Annotated in this window: 13 protein-coding genes and 1 other RNA gene; 5 read left to right on the top strand and 9 right to left on the bottom strand. The window is 63.9% G+C overall.

What is annotated here, in order from left to right; translation table 11 throughout:
* Nucleotides 1–26 precede the first annotated feature (26 nt).
* The 5 genes from rnk to ahpC all read right to left on the bottom strand — a co-directional run bounded on the left by rnk (nucleotide 27) and on the right by ahpC (nucleotide 4,406).
* Nucleotides 27–458 carry a nucleoside diphosphate kinase regulator gene (gene rnk / locus M0D43_RS06580; RefSeq protein WP_101363059.1) on the bottom strand — a complete coding sequence of 144 codons (432 nt, stop codon included), beginning with the start codon at nucleotides 456–458 and terminating at the stop codon, nucleotides 27–29.
* 426 nt (nucleotides 459–884) lie between these two features.
* A non-coding RNA gene (locus M0D43_RS06575) (sX9 sRNA) lies at nucleotides 885–961 on the bottom strand.
* Nucleotides 962–1,022: 61 nt separating this feature from the next.
* The gene (locus M0D43_RS06570; RefSeq protein ID WP_101362553.1) at nucleotides 1,023–1,964 is read right to left on the bottom strand and encodes a LysR substrate-binding domain-containing protein; all 942 of its coding nucleotides are present in this window, start codon (nucleotides 1,962–1,964) and stop codon (nucleotides 1,023–1,025) included.
* Between the two features lie 91 nt (nucleotides 1,965–2,055).
* Nucleotides 2,056–3,648 (bottom strand): alkyl hydroperoxide reductase subunit F, encoded by a 1,593-nt coding sequence (gene ahpF / locus M0D43_RS06565; protein WP_252164006.1) that lies wholly within the window; start codon nucleotides 3,646–3,648, stop codon nucleotides 2,056–2,058.
* Between the two features lie 194 nt (nucleotides 3,649–3,842).
* Nucleotides 3,843–4,406, bottom strand: coding sequence for an alkyl hydroperoxide reductase subunit C (gene ahpC, locus M0D43_RS06560; protein ID WP_010381556.1), 564 nt, complete (start codon nucleotides 4,404–4,406; stop codon nucleotides 3,843–3,845).
* 201 nt (nucleotides 4,407–4,607) lie between these two features.
* Here ahpC and prmC point away from each other — a divergent pair, with 201 nt between their 5' ends.
* The 4 genes from prmC to pip all read left to right on the top strand — a co-directional run bounded on the left by prmC (nucleotide 4,608) and on the right by pip (nucleotide 9,810).
* Entirely contained in the window at nucleotides 4,608–5,453 is an 846-nt protein-coding gene (gene prmC, locus M0D43_RS06555; RefSeq protein WP_252164005.1) for a peptide chain release factor N(5)-glutamine methyltransferase, read from the top strand.
* A 163-nt stretch (nucleotides 5,454–5,616) separates the two neighbouring features.
* Entirely contained in the window at nucleotides 5,617–6,573 is a 957-nt protein-coding gene (locus M0D43_RS06550) for a hypothetical protein (protein WP_252164004.1), read from the top strand.
* Entirely contained in the window at nucleotides 6,570–8,768 is a 2,199-nt protein-coding gene (locus M0D43_RS06545) for a Tle-like phospholipase domain-containing protein (protein WP_252164003.1), read from the top strand. The genes M0D43_RS06550 and M0D43_RS06545 overlap by 4 nt, the downstream gene beginning before the upstream one ends.
* A gap of 100 nt (nucleotides 8,769–8,868) precedes the next feature.
* Nucleotides 8,869–9,810, top strand: coding sequence for a prolyl aminopeptidase (gene pip, locus M0D43_RS06540; RefSeq protein WP_252164002.1), 942 nt, complete (start codon nucleotides 8,869–8,871; stop codon nucleotides 9,808–9,810).
* A gap of 208 nt (nucleotides 9,811–10,018) precedes the next feature.
* Here pip and M0D43_RS06535 read toward each other — a convergent pair whose 3' ends face one another.
* The 4 genes from M0D43_RS06535 to M0D43_RS06520 are packed head-to-tail and all read right to left on the bottom strand — an operon-like array spanning nucleotide 10,019 to nucleotide 12,903.
* Nucleotides 10,019–10,816, bottom strand: coding sequence for an N-formylglutamate amidohydrolase (locus M0D43_RS06535; RefSeq protein ID WP_252164001.1), 798 nt, complete (start codon nucleotides 10,814–10,816; stop codon nucleotides 10,019–10,021).
* Nucleotides 10,797–11,348, bottom strand: coding sequence for an NUDIX hydrolase (locus tag M0D43_RS06530; RefSeq protein WP_252164000.1), 552 nt, complete (start codon nucleotides 11,346–11,348; stop codon nucleotides 10,797–10,799). The genes M0D43_RS06535 and M0D43_RS06530 overlap by 20 nt, the downstream gene beginning before the upstream one ends.
* Entirely contained in the window at nucleotides 11,345–12,331 is a 987-nt protein-coding gene (locus M0D43_RS06525; protein ID WP_252163999.1) for a 5'-3' exonuclease, read from the bottom strand. The genes M0D43_RS06530 and M0D43_RS06525 overlap by 4 nt, the downstream gene beginning before the upstream one ends.
* On the bottom strand, nucleotides 12,328–12,903 hold the full coding sequence (locus tag M0D43_RS06520; protein WP_252163998.1) for a nitroreductase family protein: 576 nt from the start codon (nucleotides 12,901–12,903) through the stop codon (nucleotides 12,328–12,330). The genes M0D43_RS06525 and M0D43_RS06520 overlap by 4 nt, the downstream gene beginning before the upstream one ends.
* A 367-nt stretch (nucleotides 12,904–13,270) precedes the next feature.
* On the opposite strand from M0D43_RS06520, the gene M0D43_RS06515 reads away from it, so the two are divergent.
* Entirely contained in the window at nucleotides 13,271–15,628 is a 2,358-nt protein-coding gene (locus tag M0D43_RS06515; RefSeq protein WP_252163997.1) for a PacR family protein, read from the top strand.
* Nucleotides 15,629–15,788 lie beyond the last annotated feature (160 nt).

Raw genomic sequence — 15,788 nt, 5'->3', positions numbered from 1 at the left:
GGACGCAGCGCGCTACGTTAGCGCGCTTAGCGCGGGAAGTCGCCCGCAGCTGCAGGTTGATCGTGCACGGCAGTCACGCGCAGGCGCAGGTCGCGTCCGTCGGGCGTGCGCCAATCAATGCTCTGACCGACCGACAGGCCAAGCAGCGCACTGCCGACCGGCGCAAGCACCGAGATGCGGCCGTGCTGCACATCGGCCTCATGCGGATACACGAGGGTAAGCGTATGCCGTTCGCCATGCAGTTCGTCTTCGCATTCGATGCGTGAGTGCATGGTGACAACATCGCCAGGAATCTGGTCGGGCGGCAGCACGCGGGCGCGGCCCAGTTCATCGCTCAGCGCAGTGGCGGCGGGGTGCTTGTTGAAGGTCGGCGAATCGAGCAATGCCTCAAGCCGGGCAAGGTCGTGGCTGGATACCAGAATGGATGGCGGCAAGCCGCTGTTGTGTTGCGAAGTCATGGCAGTCTCCTGACGAATACGGCTTGCCAAGACGGCAAGCAGCATCGGCAAGATGAGGGCGCCATGGGCAGATCGCAATGTGGGGCTGCGTACCCGACTGCCTAGCTTCGAGCGAGGCACCGGAGCGCCAGGCCCGGCTCCCAGTAGGGCGGCGATCTTATGAGGATCCTGCTTCGATCAGAACAGAACGGTGACGTAGAAGAACGTAGCGCATGCGAGCGCAACGCTTGCCGTGTGCGCTGATTGCTCACCTGTCTCAAGCGAGCTTTACCACACGGCTGTTGTACGTTGTGTCTCGTAAACACCAGACAAACAAAAGGCGACGCTCTCGCGTCGCCTTCGTACAAAACTGGCAGTCCTCGCACCAAGCGACCGCAGCAATGGTGCAACGCATCCCGACTCTCAAAATTCCAAATCCCTAAGAGCGGCTAACAAAATGTAGCGCGCAGTCGTCAGGTGGGCGTGGACGGCGCGCCCAGGACCGCAGTGTACGCGTGGTACACGCCGATTCCGAGCACCGGCCGCGCCCGCCTGACGGTGATCGCAGTCGTTTTGTGAGCTGCTCTAAGCGGCAACCGCCTTCGGTCCCGCTGCAGGCTGATCCAGCGTGAACAGGCTATCGGGCAGTTCCTTGAACAGCTGCGACAGCTGCTCCAGAAAAGCGGTCATCGCCGAGCTACGCCGCCAGGCCATCGCAATACGGCGGCTGGGCTGCTTGTCTTCGCGGAAGCGGATCAGGCGGATATTGTCCGAGCGTGCGACCGGCGGCTTGACCGCGAGCAGGGGCAACAACGTCACGCCGACATTGGCGGCCACCATCTGACGCAGGGTTTCCAGGCTGGTTGCCTGAAATTCGGATTTTTCCAGCGCGCCGGCCAGATGGCAGACATCCAGTGCCTGGTCGCGCAAGCAGTGGCCATCTTCCAGCAGCAACAGGCGCTGCTCGGACAGATCGTCCAGGGTCATGCTGTCGTGGCGCGCCAGTGGGTGGCCTTCCGGCACTGCCAGCACGAAGGGCTCTTCGAACAGAAATTCGGCATGCAGTTGGTCATCCTGCAATGGCAGGGCAAGCAGCGCAGCATCCAGGCGGCCCTCGCGTAACTGGTGCATCAACTGGTCGCTTTTCTCTTCGATCAGCAGCAGTTCCAGGCGCGGAAAACGCTCACGGATGCGCGGCACCACATGCGGCAACAGGTATGGCGCCAACGTGGGAAAGATGCCCAGACGCACGGTGCCCGCTTCCGGGTCCTGGCTGCGGCGTGCGGCTTCCTTCATCTGTTCGACTTCGGCCACGATGCTACGCGCACGCACGGCGGCTTCGCGGCCGGCCGGGGTCAGCATGACCTTGCGCGGCGCGCGCTCCACCAGCGATACGCCGAGCTCGTCTTCGAGTTTCTTGATCTGGGTAGACAGTGTTGGCTGACTCACGAAACACGCCGTCGCAGCGCGTCCGAAGTGCTTGTGGTCGGCCAGGGCTACCAGATATTTCAGGTCACGCAGGTTCATATGCAGCAGCCTTCATTGCGGTGACGGGGAACGACTGGAGCGTGCTGCGAGCTTAGCGCCCGGGCTGGCCGGGTGCTAAGCAGGCGCTCGCTCATGCGGCCTGGGCCACGTTATCGGCAGTGGCAGGTGCGCTGGAGCGGATCAGATGATCGAATGCGCTCAGTGCCGCCTTGGAACCTTCACCCATCGCGATCACGATCTGCTTGTACGGCACCGTGGTGGCGTCGCCGGCGGCGAACACGCCCGGCACATCGGTCTGGCCGCGGTCGTCGACGATGATCTCGCCGCGCGGCGACAGCGCTACCGTGCCACGCAGGAACTCGGTGTTGGGCAGCAGGCCGATCTGGACGAAGACACCCTCCAGATCGATATGCTGGATGTCGCCGCCGGTACGGTCCTTGTAAACCAGGCCGGTCACCTTCTGCCCGTCGCCAAGCACTTCGGTGGTTTGCGCGCTGGTGATGATGCGCACGTTGTGCAGGCTGCGCAGCTTGCGTTGCAGCACTTCATCGGCGCGCAGCTTGTCATGGAATTCCACCAGCGTGACATGCGCCACGATGCCGGCCAGGTCGATCGCCGCTTCCACGCCGGAGTTGCCGCCGCCGATCACTGCCACGCGCTTGCCCTTGAACAGAGGGCCGTCGCAATGCGGGCAATACGCAACACCCTTGTTCTTGTACTGGTCTTCGCCGGGCACGTTCATTTGTCTCCAGCGCGCGCCGGTGGACAGGATCACGGTCTTGCTCTTGAGCGAGGCGCCATTGGCCAGCCTGATCTCGATCAGGCCATCGGCGCCGGCTGGAATCAGCTGCTCGGCACGCTGCAGATTCATGATGTCCACCTCATACTGGCGCACGTGCTGCTCAAGCGCGGCGGCCATCTTCGGGCCTTCGGTTTCCTGCACGGAGATGAAGTTTTCGATCGACATGGTGTCCAGCACCTGGCCACCGAAACGCTCGGCCGCCACGCCGGTGCGGATGCCCTTGCGCGCGGCATACACCGCTGCAGCAGCACCAGCCGGGCCGCCGCCCACCACCAGCACGTCGAACGCCTCTTTCGCGGCGATTTTCGCAGCGTCGCGCTTGGACGCGTTGGTGTCGAGCTTGGCGACGATCTGCTCCAGCGTCATGCGGCCCTGGTCGAACAGCTCGCCGTTCAAATACACGGTGGGCACCGACATGATCTGGCGGGTTTCCACTTCGTCCTGGAACCACGCACCGTCGATGGCCACGTGCTTGATACGCGGGTTGAGCACGGCGGCAAGATTCAGCGCCTGCACCACGTCCGGGCAGTTCTGGCACGACAGCGAGAAATAGGTTTCGAACTGGTAATCGCCATCCAGGTGCTGCACCTGCTCGATCAGTTCGGCAGCCGCCTTGGACGGGTGGCCGCCCACCTGCAGCAGCGCCAGCACCAGCGAGGTGAATTCATGGCCCATCGGCAGCCCGGCAAAGCGCAACGAGATGTCCTGGCCCGGCGTGGTCAGCGCGAACGAGGGCTTGCGCTGGTTGTCGTCGCGGTGGATGTCCAGGCTGATCTTGTCCGAGAGCAGCACCAACTCTTCCAGCAGGTCGAGCATTTCGCGCGAACCAGGGCTTTCGTCGATCGATGCGTTGATTTGAATCGGCCGCGTCACCCGTTCCAGGTAGGCGGTCAGCTGGGTCTTGAGATTGGCATCCAACATGGAAAACTCCTGGGAATGGGCAAGGGGAGAGCGTGGCGTCGCTCGCTGCGCAAACGCAGGTCGCCGGGGAGGAAGGAGGTGAACCGCAGCCGGCGCGATGTCGGGAATGCGTGCTGGCGATGGCTGGCGGGCAGCCCGGCACCGGCTCCGGTTCACCCCCGGCCCGATGAACCGGGCCAGGGATGCGCGGCGGCTTAGATCTTGCCGACCAGATCCAGCGACGGAGCCAGGGTCTTGGCGCCTTCCTTCCACTTGGCCGGGCAGACCTGGCCAGGATTGTTGGCCACGAACTGTGCCGCCGTCAGCTTGCGCAGCGTCTCGGTGACGTCGCGGGCAATGGAGTTGTCGTGGATTTCCAGGGTCTTGATCACGCCTTCCGGATTGATGATGAAGGTGCCGCGCAGGGCCAGGCCTTCTTCTTCGATGTGCACGCCGAAGGCGCGGGTCAGCTTGTGGGCCGGGTCGCCGATCAGCGGGAACTTCGCCTTGCCCACGGCCGGGGAGGTTTCGTGCCACACCTTGTGCGAGAAGTGCGTGTCCGTGGTGACGATATACACCTCGGCGCCAGCCTTCTGGAAGGCAGCATAGTTGTCGGCAGCGTCTTCCACTTCGGTCGGGCAGTTGAAGGTGAATGCGGCCGGCATGAAGATCAGCACAGACCACTTGCCCTTCAGGCTGGCCTCGGTGACTTCGATGAAGTTGCCATTGTGGTACGCATTCGCCTTGAACGGCTGAACCTGAGTGTTGATGAGAGACATTGAGTTTCCTCGTGCGGTAAAAGGGGGCGGGGGATGGAACAGACGCCATAGTAGGCAGGAGCGATAGATTCCTCAAATCGATTGATGGAATTGTATAGATAGGCTGGAGCTATCGATTCTTCAGGCTGAATCTAGTGCAACCGTGGCGTACGCCATCGTCGATAATGGCCAGCCGATGTTGCGCATGAGTGAACAGTCCGTATGTCCGACGATCTCGCTGCCATTCCAGCCGATCAGGTGCTACGGCGCGCCGCCGAACGGATCGAGCGCTGTGATGCCGAGGCGCTGCTGCTGCATGCGCTGGGGCGTGATCGCGCCTGGTTGTTCATGCACGGGCGCGATGCGGTGCCTCCATCGGTCGCGCAGGCTTTCGAGGCGTTGGTGCAGCGCCGCGAGGCCGGCGTGCCGGTCGCCTACCTGACCGGCTCGCGCGGATTCTGGACGCTGGACCTGGCCGTCTCGCCGGCCACGCTGATCCCGCGCGCTGACACTGAGCTGCTGGTGGAGCTGGCGCTGGAGCGCTTGGACACCTCGCCGGGCCGTCGAGCCGCCGATCTGGGCACCGGCAGCGGTGCGATTGCGCTGGCCATCGCCAGCGAACGTCCGCAGTCGCAGCTGATCGCCACCGATGCCAGCGCAGCGGCGCTGGGGATGGCGCGTCGCAACGCGGATCGCCACAGCTTGCCCAATGTCGACTTCCGGCTGGGCAACTGGTTCGCGCCATTGGCGGGGGAGGCCTTCGACTTAATTGCCAGCAACCCACCGTATATCGCCGCGCACGACCCGCATCTACAGCAGGGCGATCTGCGCTATGAACCGGGTAGTGCGCTGGCCTCCGGCAGCGACGGGCTGGACGATATCCGCCTGATCGTGGCCGATGCGCCTGTGCATCTGCTACCGGGCGGCTGGCTGTTGCTGGAACATGGCTGGGACCAGGGGGCTGCGGTGCGGGCATTGCTTGCCGCAGCCGGTTTCGACACGGTAGCGACCTACCAGGACCTGGAGCAGCGCGACCGGGTCACGCTGGGGCGCAAACCGCTGGCCTAGGTTTGTGGCGGCCAGCGTATGGCGCAGCTGCCAGGGTGCCTGACAGGGATGTCCCGTGGTGTTCATCTCGGGTGCTTTCGGGAGCGCGGCTGAGGTATCGCTTTTCCTGCTGCGTTGCAGGAATACGGTGTCAACCGCGATTAGCGTCCTAGCGTGCACGGGAATGACCATCACCGGCGCTGATGTCGCCGGTACTACAGCACTGGCTTTGCGGATGTCGAAGAGTAGTATCGCCAGCGTAGCTTGGATGCCTGGAGAACAAGGAAGGATGCGCGCGATGAACCGTGAAAAGACCGAGAACCGCGACAACTCCTACCGTGCACGCGCAGCGCGCGATGCGCAGATCTTGCGCGAGATGGTGAGTAGCGATGCCCACCTCGACACCAGGCTGGGCAGGTTGCCGCATGACGAGTTTCCACTAACGCCCACGCGCGGATCGCTACCGCCGCTCCCACCCGTACGCCCTGCCGCAACCCCTGCGGCTTATCCCACTGAGGACGATCTAATGAAACTGCACCATCTGGCCGCTGCTGCCATCATGCCCCTGGCTGCTGCGACCACCGCCGGCTGTTCGAAAGGTATCGATGTCGGCAACGATGGCGCAACCGGTCACCTCAATCCACACCCGGTGAAGCGTTACGAAGTCATCGCCACATCGCACGCACCGGGACCGTGGGATTCGTTCAAGGGGGCTTATATCGGATATGACGTCATCAATACGAAATGCGTGCCGATGATTCCCTTGATTGGCGAACAGCATGTACCAAATGCCGGGCTCGATGTCCCAATGGTTCAAGTGGATGACCACACCTGGAAAGGCTATTTTTATCGTGATGCATTGGTTGATGAGGACTACTTCAACCTAGGTGTCTGTCATTGGGATGTGACCAGTGTCGGTGTGAGCGCAATAGGAAAGGGGGTGAAGTTCGGTTGGGGCGGGCTGTTAGATGAGCTCTTGCACGAAAATATTGGCAAAAGTTATTTCAAAAAGAGTTCCTACGGAGACCCGTCGTTAGTCCCCTATGGCGCGCTAGAGTTAAACCCTAATGATCCTGAAGTGCTCCAAAGCCCGGATGCTTATTTTCCAGTGACGATCACTGTTAAGGAAGCCAAGTCATGAAGCCCATCGATCAAGCGCTAGCCGATGCGAGCAACGATTCGTATGCCAATCGTTCGCGAAGCGATGTCGGTGATAATAATAAGTATGTATCTCTAGATGGTCACAAATACAAGGTCTTCGGCTACGCAAGCGACCCAATGACTGGCTTCCATGCAACCGCCTATCAAAGTACGGTGGCGCCTCATAACGTCATCATTGCTTACCGCGGCACTGATCCAGGTTTATTCTCTGGCGAAACCAAGTCAGAAAAAGCGGACCATGCGCTTACCACTTTTCAAGATATCGCCGTCGATGCCAAGATGGTGCGTGACACCGTCAATACGCAAAAGCCCGCAGCGGATGCATTCACTGCGCAGATGATCGCCAAGGCGGCGGCACAGGGCATTCCAAAGAGCCAGGTATTCGCCACCGGCCATTCGCTGGGCGGCGCGGTAGCCGAGATAGAGGCCGCGAAGTACGGCCTGCGCGGTGCCACGTACAACGCTTTCGGTGCTGCCGAGCTGATTGATGGCCAGCCGCAGCCGGGTTTTCACCTCACCAATTACCGTATGGCCGGCGACGTGGTGAGCGCAGCGAGTCCGCATGTCGGTGAGGTGGTGTCGCTGGCTAGCAAAGAGGATATCCAGAGCCTGCGTGCCGGTCGGTATCTGGATGCGCCGGCCGGGTCCGCGCCGCCCAATGCGTTGATCGCGATGCAGCTGAGCGACCACGGCGGGCAGCAGCATTTCCACAGCAAGAGCCCGGACAACATCCTGGAGCCACATCGCTTCCAGGAGGCCTCGCAACGCTACGCCGAGCACAAGGCCGGCATCGACCATTTCGGCAGAGATGTATCGCAAGCGCGCGCGGAACTATCCGAATCGCTGCGCCAGATGCACGGTAAAGACGGCCAGGGCGAGTTATCGCCGAATCTCCGGCGGCAATTGAATGAATATCTGGCCCTGAATGTCGATCCGGCCATCCGCGACAACATTGAGCGCAACGCTCCTGTACAAGGCGTCGGGTACGGCCTGCAATACGGTGCCGATCTTGTCCGTGCGAGCGGCCACGCCGTGAAGGGTGTAGACGAGGGCGTGGAGGCGGTAGCGCGCAAAGCTGGCGTCTATATCGCTCCAATCTTCCCTGCGGTCAGTCTCGTGGGTGACGCGGCGCATCTGCACGGGCAGAGCATCGATGCAGCGGGCCGCATTGTGGGTGATGGCCTGGAATCAGCCAAAGGTCTTGTTGAGCGAGGCGCTCACGCTGCAGCCGAGGCCGTGGTGCAGCGTGTCCATGATCCTCGCTTCCAGGCTGGCGCTGCCAACGCCGTCAACCACATCGTCGATACCTATGACGCCGCTAGGGTTGCGTCGCACACGGTTGCGCAAAAATATCAGGACGGCGTGCATGCGGTCACCGAGGGAATTGATCGGACCGAGCGCACCGTGAAGCAGGCCTACGGCGCGACCAAGCACGCGCTTTCCGAAGGCGTGGAGCGGGCCGAACACGTTGCCACAAAGACCTACGACGCCTCTAGGCACGCAGTCTCGCAAGCCGCAGACACGGCCGTGCGAAGCGGCACGCAGATGTACGAATCCGCCACGCATAGTGCCTCGCAGGGCATCGACGCCGCCAAGCATGCGGCAGGTCAGGCCTATGACACCCTCACCCATCCTGGTCAGTGGTTCCAGCGTGAGGCGCCAGCGCATGCACCGACGCAACCGCACGCGCCTGCGCCCGCCGCGGTGCATCCTCAGGCTACGCCGCACGCTCCAGCTGCACACTCTTCCACGGCGCCCGCTCCCGGCCACCATGGAGCTCCCTCCGGTGCGCATCGTGCGCCTCACGCCAATGGACACGGCATCGCCGCACTGTCGGCGGCAGATCAGGCCATGTTTGCGCGCATCCGTCAGGACGCGCCGGCACATGTTGGCGACGCGCATGTCGCCCAGGCGATGCTCGACGCCAAGCGGAATGGCATCACCGACGCCGGCAAGATTGACCGCGTGGCAATGGTCGGCGACACCATGTGGGTGGCCGGCACCACCCCGGGTTTCCGCGCTGCCACGGATATATCGCAGCAGCCAGCACCGATGCATGACACGTTGCAGCAAGCGCAGGCGCTCAATCAGCAGCGTGAGCAGCAGGTGGCGATGGATGCACTGCAACGCCAACAGGATGGCGCCAGCGCCAGAGGCGCGTCGGCAATGGTGTAGCCGGTTCGGCGCCGCGGACGCCGCAGGTCATTGCAACCTGCTCAGTCAGGTCGGCATGCTCTAACCTGGTTAAAATCCAGGTCTTTGCGTCGGAGCCACCATGCGCGCGCTATATCCCAAGATCGAACCGTTCGACAGCGGCATGCTGAAGGTCGACGACCGCCACACGCTGTACTTCGAACAGTGCGGCAATCCGCAGGGCAAGCCGGTGGTGATGTTGCACGGCGGCCCGGGCGGCGGGTGCAACGACAAGATGCGGCGCTTCCACGACCCGGCCAAGTACCGCATCGTGTTGTTCGATCAGCGCGGTTCCGGCCGCTCCACGCCGCATGCCGATCTGGTCGACAACACCACCTGGGATCTGGTCGCCGACATCGAGCGCCTGCGCGAACACCTGGGCATCGCGCGCTGGCAGGTGTTCGGTGGCAGCTGGGGCTCGACCCTGGCGCTGGCCTATGCGCAGACCCATCCGCAACAGGTCACCGAGTTGGTGCTGCGCGGCATTTTCCTGCTGCGTCGCTTCGAGCTGGAATGGTTCTATCAGCAAGGCGCCAGCCGTTTGTTCCCGGATGCCTGGGAGCATTACGTCACTGCGATTCCGCCGGTGGAACGCGCCGATCTGATGTCTGCGTTTCATCGCCGCCTCACTAGCGATGACGAGGCCACGCGTCTGGCTGCAGCCAAGGCCTGGAGCGTGTGGGAAGGCGCCACCAGCTTCCTGCATGTGGACGCGGACTTCGTTACCGGACACGAGGACGCGCATTTCGCCCTGGCGTTCGCGCGCATCGAGAACCATTACTTCGTCAACGGTGGTTTCTTCGAGGTCGAAGATCAGTTGCTACGCGACGCGCATCGCATTGCCGACATTCCCGGTGTGATCGTGCACGGCCGCTACGATGTGGTGTGCCCGCTGCAAAGCGCATGGGATCTGCACAAGGTGTGGCCCAAGGCGCAGCTGCAGATCAGCCCGGCCTCGGGACACTCGGCCTTCGAGCCGGAGAATGTGGATGCATTGGTGCGCGCGACCGATGGGTTTGCCTAAGTGATTGCTTGCGTGTCGATCGGGGTTCGCTTCGGTCGATGTGCTTGATCAACCCGCGTGTGCGCTGAAGTGCAATGCAGTGAAACCCAGGTAGGAGCGCGCTTGCGCCCGATGCAGCCTTGCCGGTGACGCTCCGTCGCGCGCGAGCGCGCTCCCACTGATTGCCGATGCTCAACGCGTCGGTGATGCAGCTGCCAATCGCCGCGATTCAGGGCGCCAACAATACCTCCGCCAGCGGCGGCAGGATGCGCGCTAACCGCGCTGCCCAGGCCTGTTGTCCGGCCGCCTCGGCAATCAAGTCCTGGCGGATTTCCAGTTCCACATGCAGCAGGCCGCGGCCTTCGCCATGGACCGGGATGGCGTAGTCGGTGGCATCGCTGACCGCATACGGTTGATTGTCACCAACCACCAACTCCGGTTCCGCACGCAAGGCATCCAGCAAGCGATGCGCCAGCCGCGTGTCGCGGTGGTACAGCACGCCGGCATGCCAGGGCCGCGCGTTGCCGGCCATCACCGGGGTGAAGCTGTGCATCGACACCAGCAGCGTCGGTTGGGCGCGCTGCGCGCGTGCATCCAGTTCGGCGGCGATGCGCGCTTGGTATGGCGCGAAGATCGCATCGATACGTTGCTGGCGGTCGGCGCCGGTCAACGCCAGGTTGGCGGGAATCGACGTGCCGTCGCTGATGTCCGGTATCCGGCTGGCCGCGCCATCGGGCCGGTTGCAGTCGATCACCAGGCGCGAATAGGTCTGCGCGATAGCGAACGCATCCAGCGCCTCGGCCAGCAGACGGGTGACCTGCGCAATGCCGATATCCCAGCCGATATGGCGGTCCAGCTCAAACTGCGGCAGTCCCAGGTTGGCCAGCCGTGCCGGCACGCGCTGCCCGGCGTGGTCGGCGATCAGCAACCATGGCGATGCTGCCTGCGGGTTGTGCACAGTAAATGGCGCCGGATCGTCGGCACCGAGCAATGGTTCGATTGCGTCCTCAGCCACGCGGAGTGCCATCCAACGCGTGATCGACCAGATACAGGCCGGCCCACAGTTTGGGATCCATCTGATAGCCCTCGGCCATCTTCTGCACCAGCCAGGCACCGACCTGCGCGCGTGGGATTTCGTGCACGGTGATGTCTTCGCTCGCATCGCCGCCGCCGTCGCCGACCTTGCGCAAGCCGGTGGCGCGCACGAAGGCGATCTTCTCGCTGCTGGCACCGGCCGAGGTGGGGCCGATCATCAGCACTTCGGCGTGCGCGGCGGTCCAGCCGGTTTCTTCTTCCAGTTCGCGAATGGCCGACAGCTCGATCGACTCGTCGGCATGCACATCGCCGACCAGACCGGCCGGCATTTCGATGGTGCGTGCCTGCAGCGGCACGCGGAACTGTTCGACGAACAACATCGTATCGTCCGGGGTCACCGCCACGATGATCGCGGCCAGGCCGCCGGCGTGCACGCGTTCGGAATATTCCCAGGTGCCGCGCACGACCATGCGCTGGTACTTGCCTTCGTAGACCACGGTGGGCGGTGTGTCGTGTCGGTTCATGGATGCAGGCCTTGTTCCAGGGAAACGGGAGTGCGCGGTGCCGGCGCGCCGCCGCAGGCGGCCAGCAACCGGCGCCGGGTGAGCGGGCCGAAGCGCAGGCTCTCGCACAAGCCGCCCAGCATGTCGGTATCGGCTTGCGCGCGCGTGAAGCCGGCATCGGTCAGCGCCAGCGGGGCGTCAAGTGCGATGGTGGTGAGCTGTCGCCACAGCAACGCGTGATCGCGTTGTTCGCGCAGCCGTACGGCCATTTGCGCAGCGCCGCGCAAGCGCAGGAACGGGATCTCGTCGATGCGCTCCAGCAAGGCATCCAGGCTGCCGAAATGCGCCAGCAGGACCGCCGCCGATTTGGCGCCGATGCCGGTGATGCCGGGAATGTTGTCGATCGCATCGCCGCACAGCGCCAGATAGTCGGCGATCTGATGCGCATGCACGCCATGGCGCGCCTTCACGCCGTCCATGCCCCAACGCAGATTGCGCGCGTAATCCCACTGCTCGTCATGTTCGAGCAATAGCTGCGATAAGTCCTTGTCGGCCGACACGATCACCCCGCGCAAGCCTTGCGCGCGCACGCTGTGCAAGGCGCTGCCGATCAGATCGTCGGCCTCGTACTCGCGGTGGGCCAGCACGCTCAGCCCCAGCGCCGCGCACAGCGCCTTGCAATGCGCAAACTGGCGTCGCAGTGCATCCGGTGCGGGCTCGCGGTTGCCCTTGTAAGCGGGGTAGATCGCATGCCGAAAACAGCTGTCCAGTGCTTCGTCGAAGGCGATGGTGATGTGCTGCGGGCGCTCGCGTTCCAGCAGGTCCAGCAGAAAACGCGCAAAGCCGTGCACCGCATTGGTCGGCCAGCCTTGCGCGTCCTGAAACTCGTCCGGGATCGAGTGCCAGGCACGGAACACGTACAGGCTGGCATCGATCAGGTACAGCGGCTCCGGGCGCGCGCCGCCCGGCAGCGCCGCGGCAATGGCACCCGGCAGCGTGCTCACGGGGTCCAGTCGCGCAGCAAGGCGCGCGGGTCCGGACGCTCGCGCTCGGGCACCTGCATGCGCGGGGTGCCGATATGGATGAAGCCGGCGATGCGCTCGTGTTCGCCCAGGCCCAGATAGCCGGTCACGGCCGGGTCGTAGGCCATCCAGGCAGTCAGCCACTGCGCGCCGAAGCCATGCGCCTGCGCGGCCTGCAGCAATGCAAAACAGACGCAACCGGCGGTGAGCAGTTGCTCCTGCTCGGGCACCTTGTGTTCGGTGCGCAGCGAGGCGATCACCACGATCACGACCGGCGCGTCGCCGAAGCGCCCACGTTCCTTGGCAATGGTAGCGGGCGATGCCAGCGGGTCGGCGGCCAGAGTGCGCTCGGCGAGGAAATCGCCCAGTGCGGCGCGCGCGTCGCCGCCGATGCGCAGAAAGCGGAACGGCACCAGCTTGCCATGGTCGGGCACACGCACTGCCGAGGTGAGCATGCGCAGCAGGGTGTCTTCATCCGGCCCAGGCGCACCGAGTTGTTTGGAGGGAACCGAACGGCGCGCGTCCAGCGCCTGAAGTGAATACGGTGCGTGCATAAATCCGGGTCGGAGCAACGAGGCATTGAATTATAGCCGGCCCCTTCCTAACGCTCGCCGCGTCATGGCGGGCAGAGGCCGTGGACACTGGCGCGATGCAAGACGTATGGATTGTCCGGAAGAGCTCGCCACGCTGAAGGCTTAACCCACGCGTGCGGATAATGCCGGCCGGCAAGCTCCACCGCGGCGTAGCGAGCTAGGATGGCTGCTTGACGCGCAAACCCTGGGCGGTCACGAGTAAAGTGAGAGATGAGTCACATTTAACAAACGAACGAACCGCCTACCATGCGAAGGCGGAATTTGGGGCCGCGTCTGTTTTTCCTCGTTTGAATATTTTCACGCCTGCAGAGGCGGGGAGCCTTTGCGCATGACTTTTCAGCCCAGTCCGTCGGGACACCCGGGCCGTGACCAACGCTTGCTTGAGCAGGCGCACGATGTGTTCGTGCCGGCGCTCGCGCAGGTGTTTGCTGCTGCAGTCGCGCATTTCGACGATGTGCTGTTTGACCGTGCCGAATCCGCTGGCGCGTCGCAGTTGCTGTTTCTCGATGGCATGCGCGAATTGCGTCGCAAGCGCGAAGAGGTTGCCAGCCAGTTCCGCCAACAGCTGGAAGACGGCTGGCAGGCGCTGGTGCTGGGCACGCCGTTGTCGGCCGAAGTGGTGCTGGCCGGCGACATGGGCACCGGCCCGCTGAGTCTGGTGCCCGAGCACGTGCTGGAATCGCGGCTGGCGGTGCGCAATCTGGCCACCGTGCTGTTGCGTGATTTCAAGCAGGTGCTGGCGCGGGTCGACCGCCGCCTGGGCTGGATCGCCGGTGGGCTGGAATTGATGGCCGACACCAACCCGATTGGTCCGGAACATCTGGGTGTGGCGATTCACGAAGCCTTCGCCACCTGCGACCTGGCGCCGGAAGTACGGCTGGTGCTGATCAAGCTGTGCGAACGCGATCTGGCTGAGCCGATCGGCAAGTTGTATGCACGCCTGGACGAGATCCTGGCCAAGGCCGGCGTGATGCCGGAGATGTCGCAGCCCAAGCGCCCGCCACCGCGCATGCAGCCGCGTGGCGACACGCCCGAAGAGCGCGCCCAGGCCCAGGCTCAGGGCGGTCATGCCGGGATGGGCGGCGACGACCAGGGCGATCAGTACGCACCTGCCTGGGCCAACCGGTTCCTAGACCGCTGGGCGCATAGCCGCGGACGCATGCAGGCCGCGACGCAGCGCGGCCATGCCGACGGCGGCAGTGCTGGCGGCATGGACGGCGAGGCCGATCATCCGGGCGGTAGCCAGGGCATGCTGCTCGAAGCGCTGCACGAGTTGCTGCAGCAGACGCGCAGCGTGCGCGACACTGCTGCGTCCGCAGCAACGGTAGCGGTCGGCCAGCAACGCCCGTTGAGCCAGCGCGAAATGATGTCGGTGCTGTCGCTGCTGCAGGCCACGCCGAGCGCGACGCTGCAGGCGGCCATCGGCGATGACGACGAATCGTTGGCGCAGCGGCTGAAGAACGAGGTGCTGTCCAGCGCCACGCGGCTGGGCGTGGACCCGGCCACCGCAAAACTCGACCCGATGGACGAAGATGCCATCGACCTGGTCGGCATGCTATTTGACGTGATGCTGGACGAGCGCGATCTGGAAAATCGCTCGCGCGAAATGATCGGCCGCCTGGTGGTGCCGTTCGTCAAGGTCGCACTGCTGGACCGCAAGATGTTCGTGCAGAAGACCCACCCCGCGCGGCGTCTGCTCAACTCGTTGGCCGAGGCCTGCGAAGGCAACAACGGCGACAGCGCTGCCGAGCGCGTGCTGATGGGCAAGGTCGAAGAAATCGTCGACCGCCTGGTGGCTGAGTTCAACGAGAACCTGGCGATCTTCCTCACGTTAGAAGAAGAATTCCGCGACTTCCTGTCGCAGCATCGGCGTCGGGTAGAAATTGCCGAACGCCGTGCCACTGAAACCCAACGCGGGCAAGAAAAGCTGGAACTGGCCCGCAGCCGCGCGCTGTCGGAGCTGGAGCAGCGCGTGCCCGAAGAGGCTGGCCTTCCGAGGGCCGTGGAAGATTTCCTGCGCCAGCCGTGGCTGCACCACCTGACCATGGCGATCCTGCGCGATGGCGACGAAGGTCCGGGCACGATCGAGGCGCTGGCAGTGGCCGATGGCGTGCTGGAGGAACTGGCAGAAGCGCGCCGGCATATCGTCGGCAAGCCATGGCTGCAGGTTTGGCAGCCGGCGCTGCACCGCGTGTTCGCGAGCGTAGGCCTGCACGGCGATGCGGTGCTGGTGGCGATTACGGCACTGCACGACACCTTGCAGGCGATTGCCGAAGCGCGCCCGGAGCTGGAAAAAGCCCTGCCGGAACTACCCCAGGTCAACCTGCCGCCGCCGGCCGCCGAAAGCGTTAGCGTGGTGCTGGGTGCCGAAGCGGTGGCGCAGAGCATCGACAGTGCCGACGCCGAACGTTTCCGTGCGATGGACATCGGTACCTGGCTGGATTTTGTCGACAAGGATGGCAAGGTCCAGGCCGGCAAGCTGTCGTGGGTGAGCCCGATCTCGCAGCGGCTGTTGTTCGTCAACCGCCGCGGTGTGCGTTTCTGCGTCGCCTCGCCCGAAGAGCTGGCAGTGATGGTGCGGCTGGGCCGCCTGCGCGAACACATCAACGATGGCGCGTTCGACAGTGCGATGCAGGGCGTGATCGATCGACTGGACCCGCAGCACACCAGCGGCACGGTGCACTGAAGGCGCGCTGGCGTCGTTGCCTTGGCCAGCCAGGCGGGTGGAACTACTTGCAGGACTCACATCACCCACATGCCTGCTCGCCAGTGGCGGGCGTTGGCGCGCAACCGCGTCAGCCAGCGCAGTCCACCGATGCGCATCGCATCTGAGGCCTGCCGGCCAA

Source organism: Xanthomonas prunicola (genome assembly GCF_025266575.1).
Lineage (GTDB): Bacteria > Pseudomonadota > Gammaproteobacteria > Xanthomonadales > Xanthomonadaceae > Xanthomonas > Xanthomonas prunicola.
Note: the sequence above shows the minus strand (reverse complement) of the source record. Positions and strands in the feature narration are given on the sequence as shown.

What these genes read in the sequence shown, in the direction of transcription:
- rnk (WP_101363059.1), bottom strand. Translation starts at nt 458, where the DNA reads ATGACTTCGCAACACAACAGCGGCTTGCCGCCATCCATTCTGGTATCC.
- M0D43_RS06570 (WP_101362553.1), bottom strand. Translation starts at nt 1,964, where the DNA reads ATGAACCTGCGTGACCTGAAATATCTGGTAGCCCTGGCCGACCACAAG.
- ahpF (WP_252164006.1), bottom strand. Translation starts at nt 3,648, where the DNA reads ATGTTGGATGCCAATCTCAAGACCCAGCTGACCGCCTACCTGGAACGG.
- ahpC (WP_010381556.1), bottom strand. Translation starts at nt 4,406, where the DNA reads ATGTCTCTCATCAACACTCAGGTTCAGCCGTTCAAGGCGAATGCGTAC.
- prmC (WP_252164005.1), top strand. Translation starts at nt 4,608, where the DNA reads ATGTCCGACGATCTCGCTGCCATTCCAGCCGATCAGGTGCTACGGCGC.
- M0D43_RS06550 (WP_252164004.1), top strand. Translation starts at nt 5,617, where the DNA reads ATGACCATCACCGGCGCTGATGTCGCCGGTACTACAGCACTGGCTTTG.
- M0D43_RS06545 (WP_252164003.1), top strand. Translation starts at nt 6,570, where the DNA reads ATGAAGCCCATCGATCAAGCGCTAGCCGATGCGAGCAACGATTCGTAT.
- pip (WP_252164002.1), top strand. Translation starts at nt 8,869, where the DNA reads ATGCGCGCGCTATATCCCAAGATCGAACCGTTCGACAGCGGCATGCTG.
- M0D43_RS06535 (WP_252164001.1), bottom strand. Translation starts at nt 10,816, where the DNA reads ATGGCACTCCGCGTGGCTGAGGACGCAATCGAACCATTGCTCGGTGCC.
- M0D43_RS06530 (WP_252164000.1), bottom strand. Translation starts at nt 11,348, where the DNA reads ATGAACCGACACGACACACCGCCCACCGTGGTCTACGAAGGCAAGTAC.
- M0D43_RS06520 (WP_252163998.1), bottom strand. Translation starts at nt 12,903, where the DNA reads ATGCACGCACCGTATTCACTTCAGGCGCTGGACGCGCGCCGTTCGGTT.
- M0D43_RS06515 (WP_252163997.1), top strand. Translation starts at nt 13,271, where the DNA reads ATGACTTTTCAGCCCAGTCCGTCGGGACACCCGGGCCGTGACCAACGC.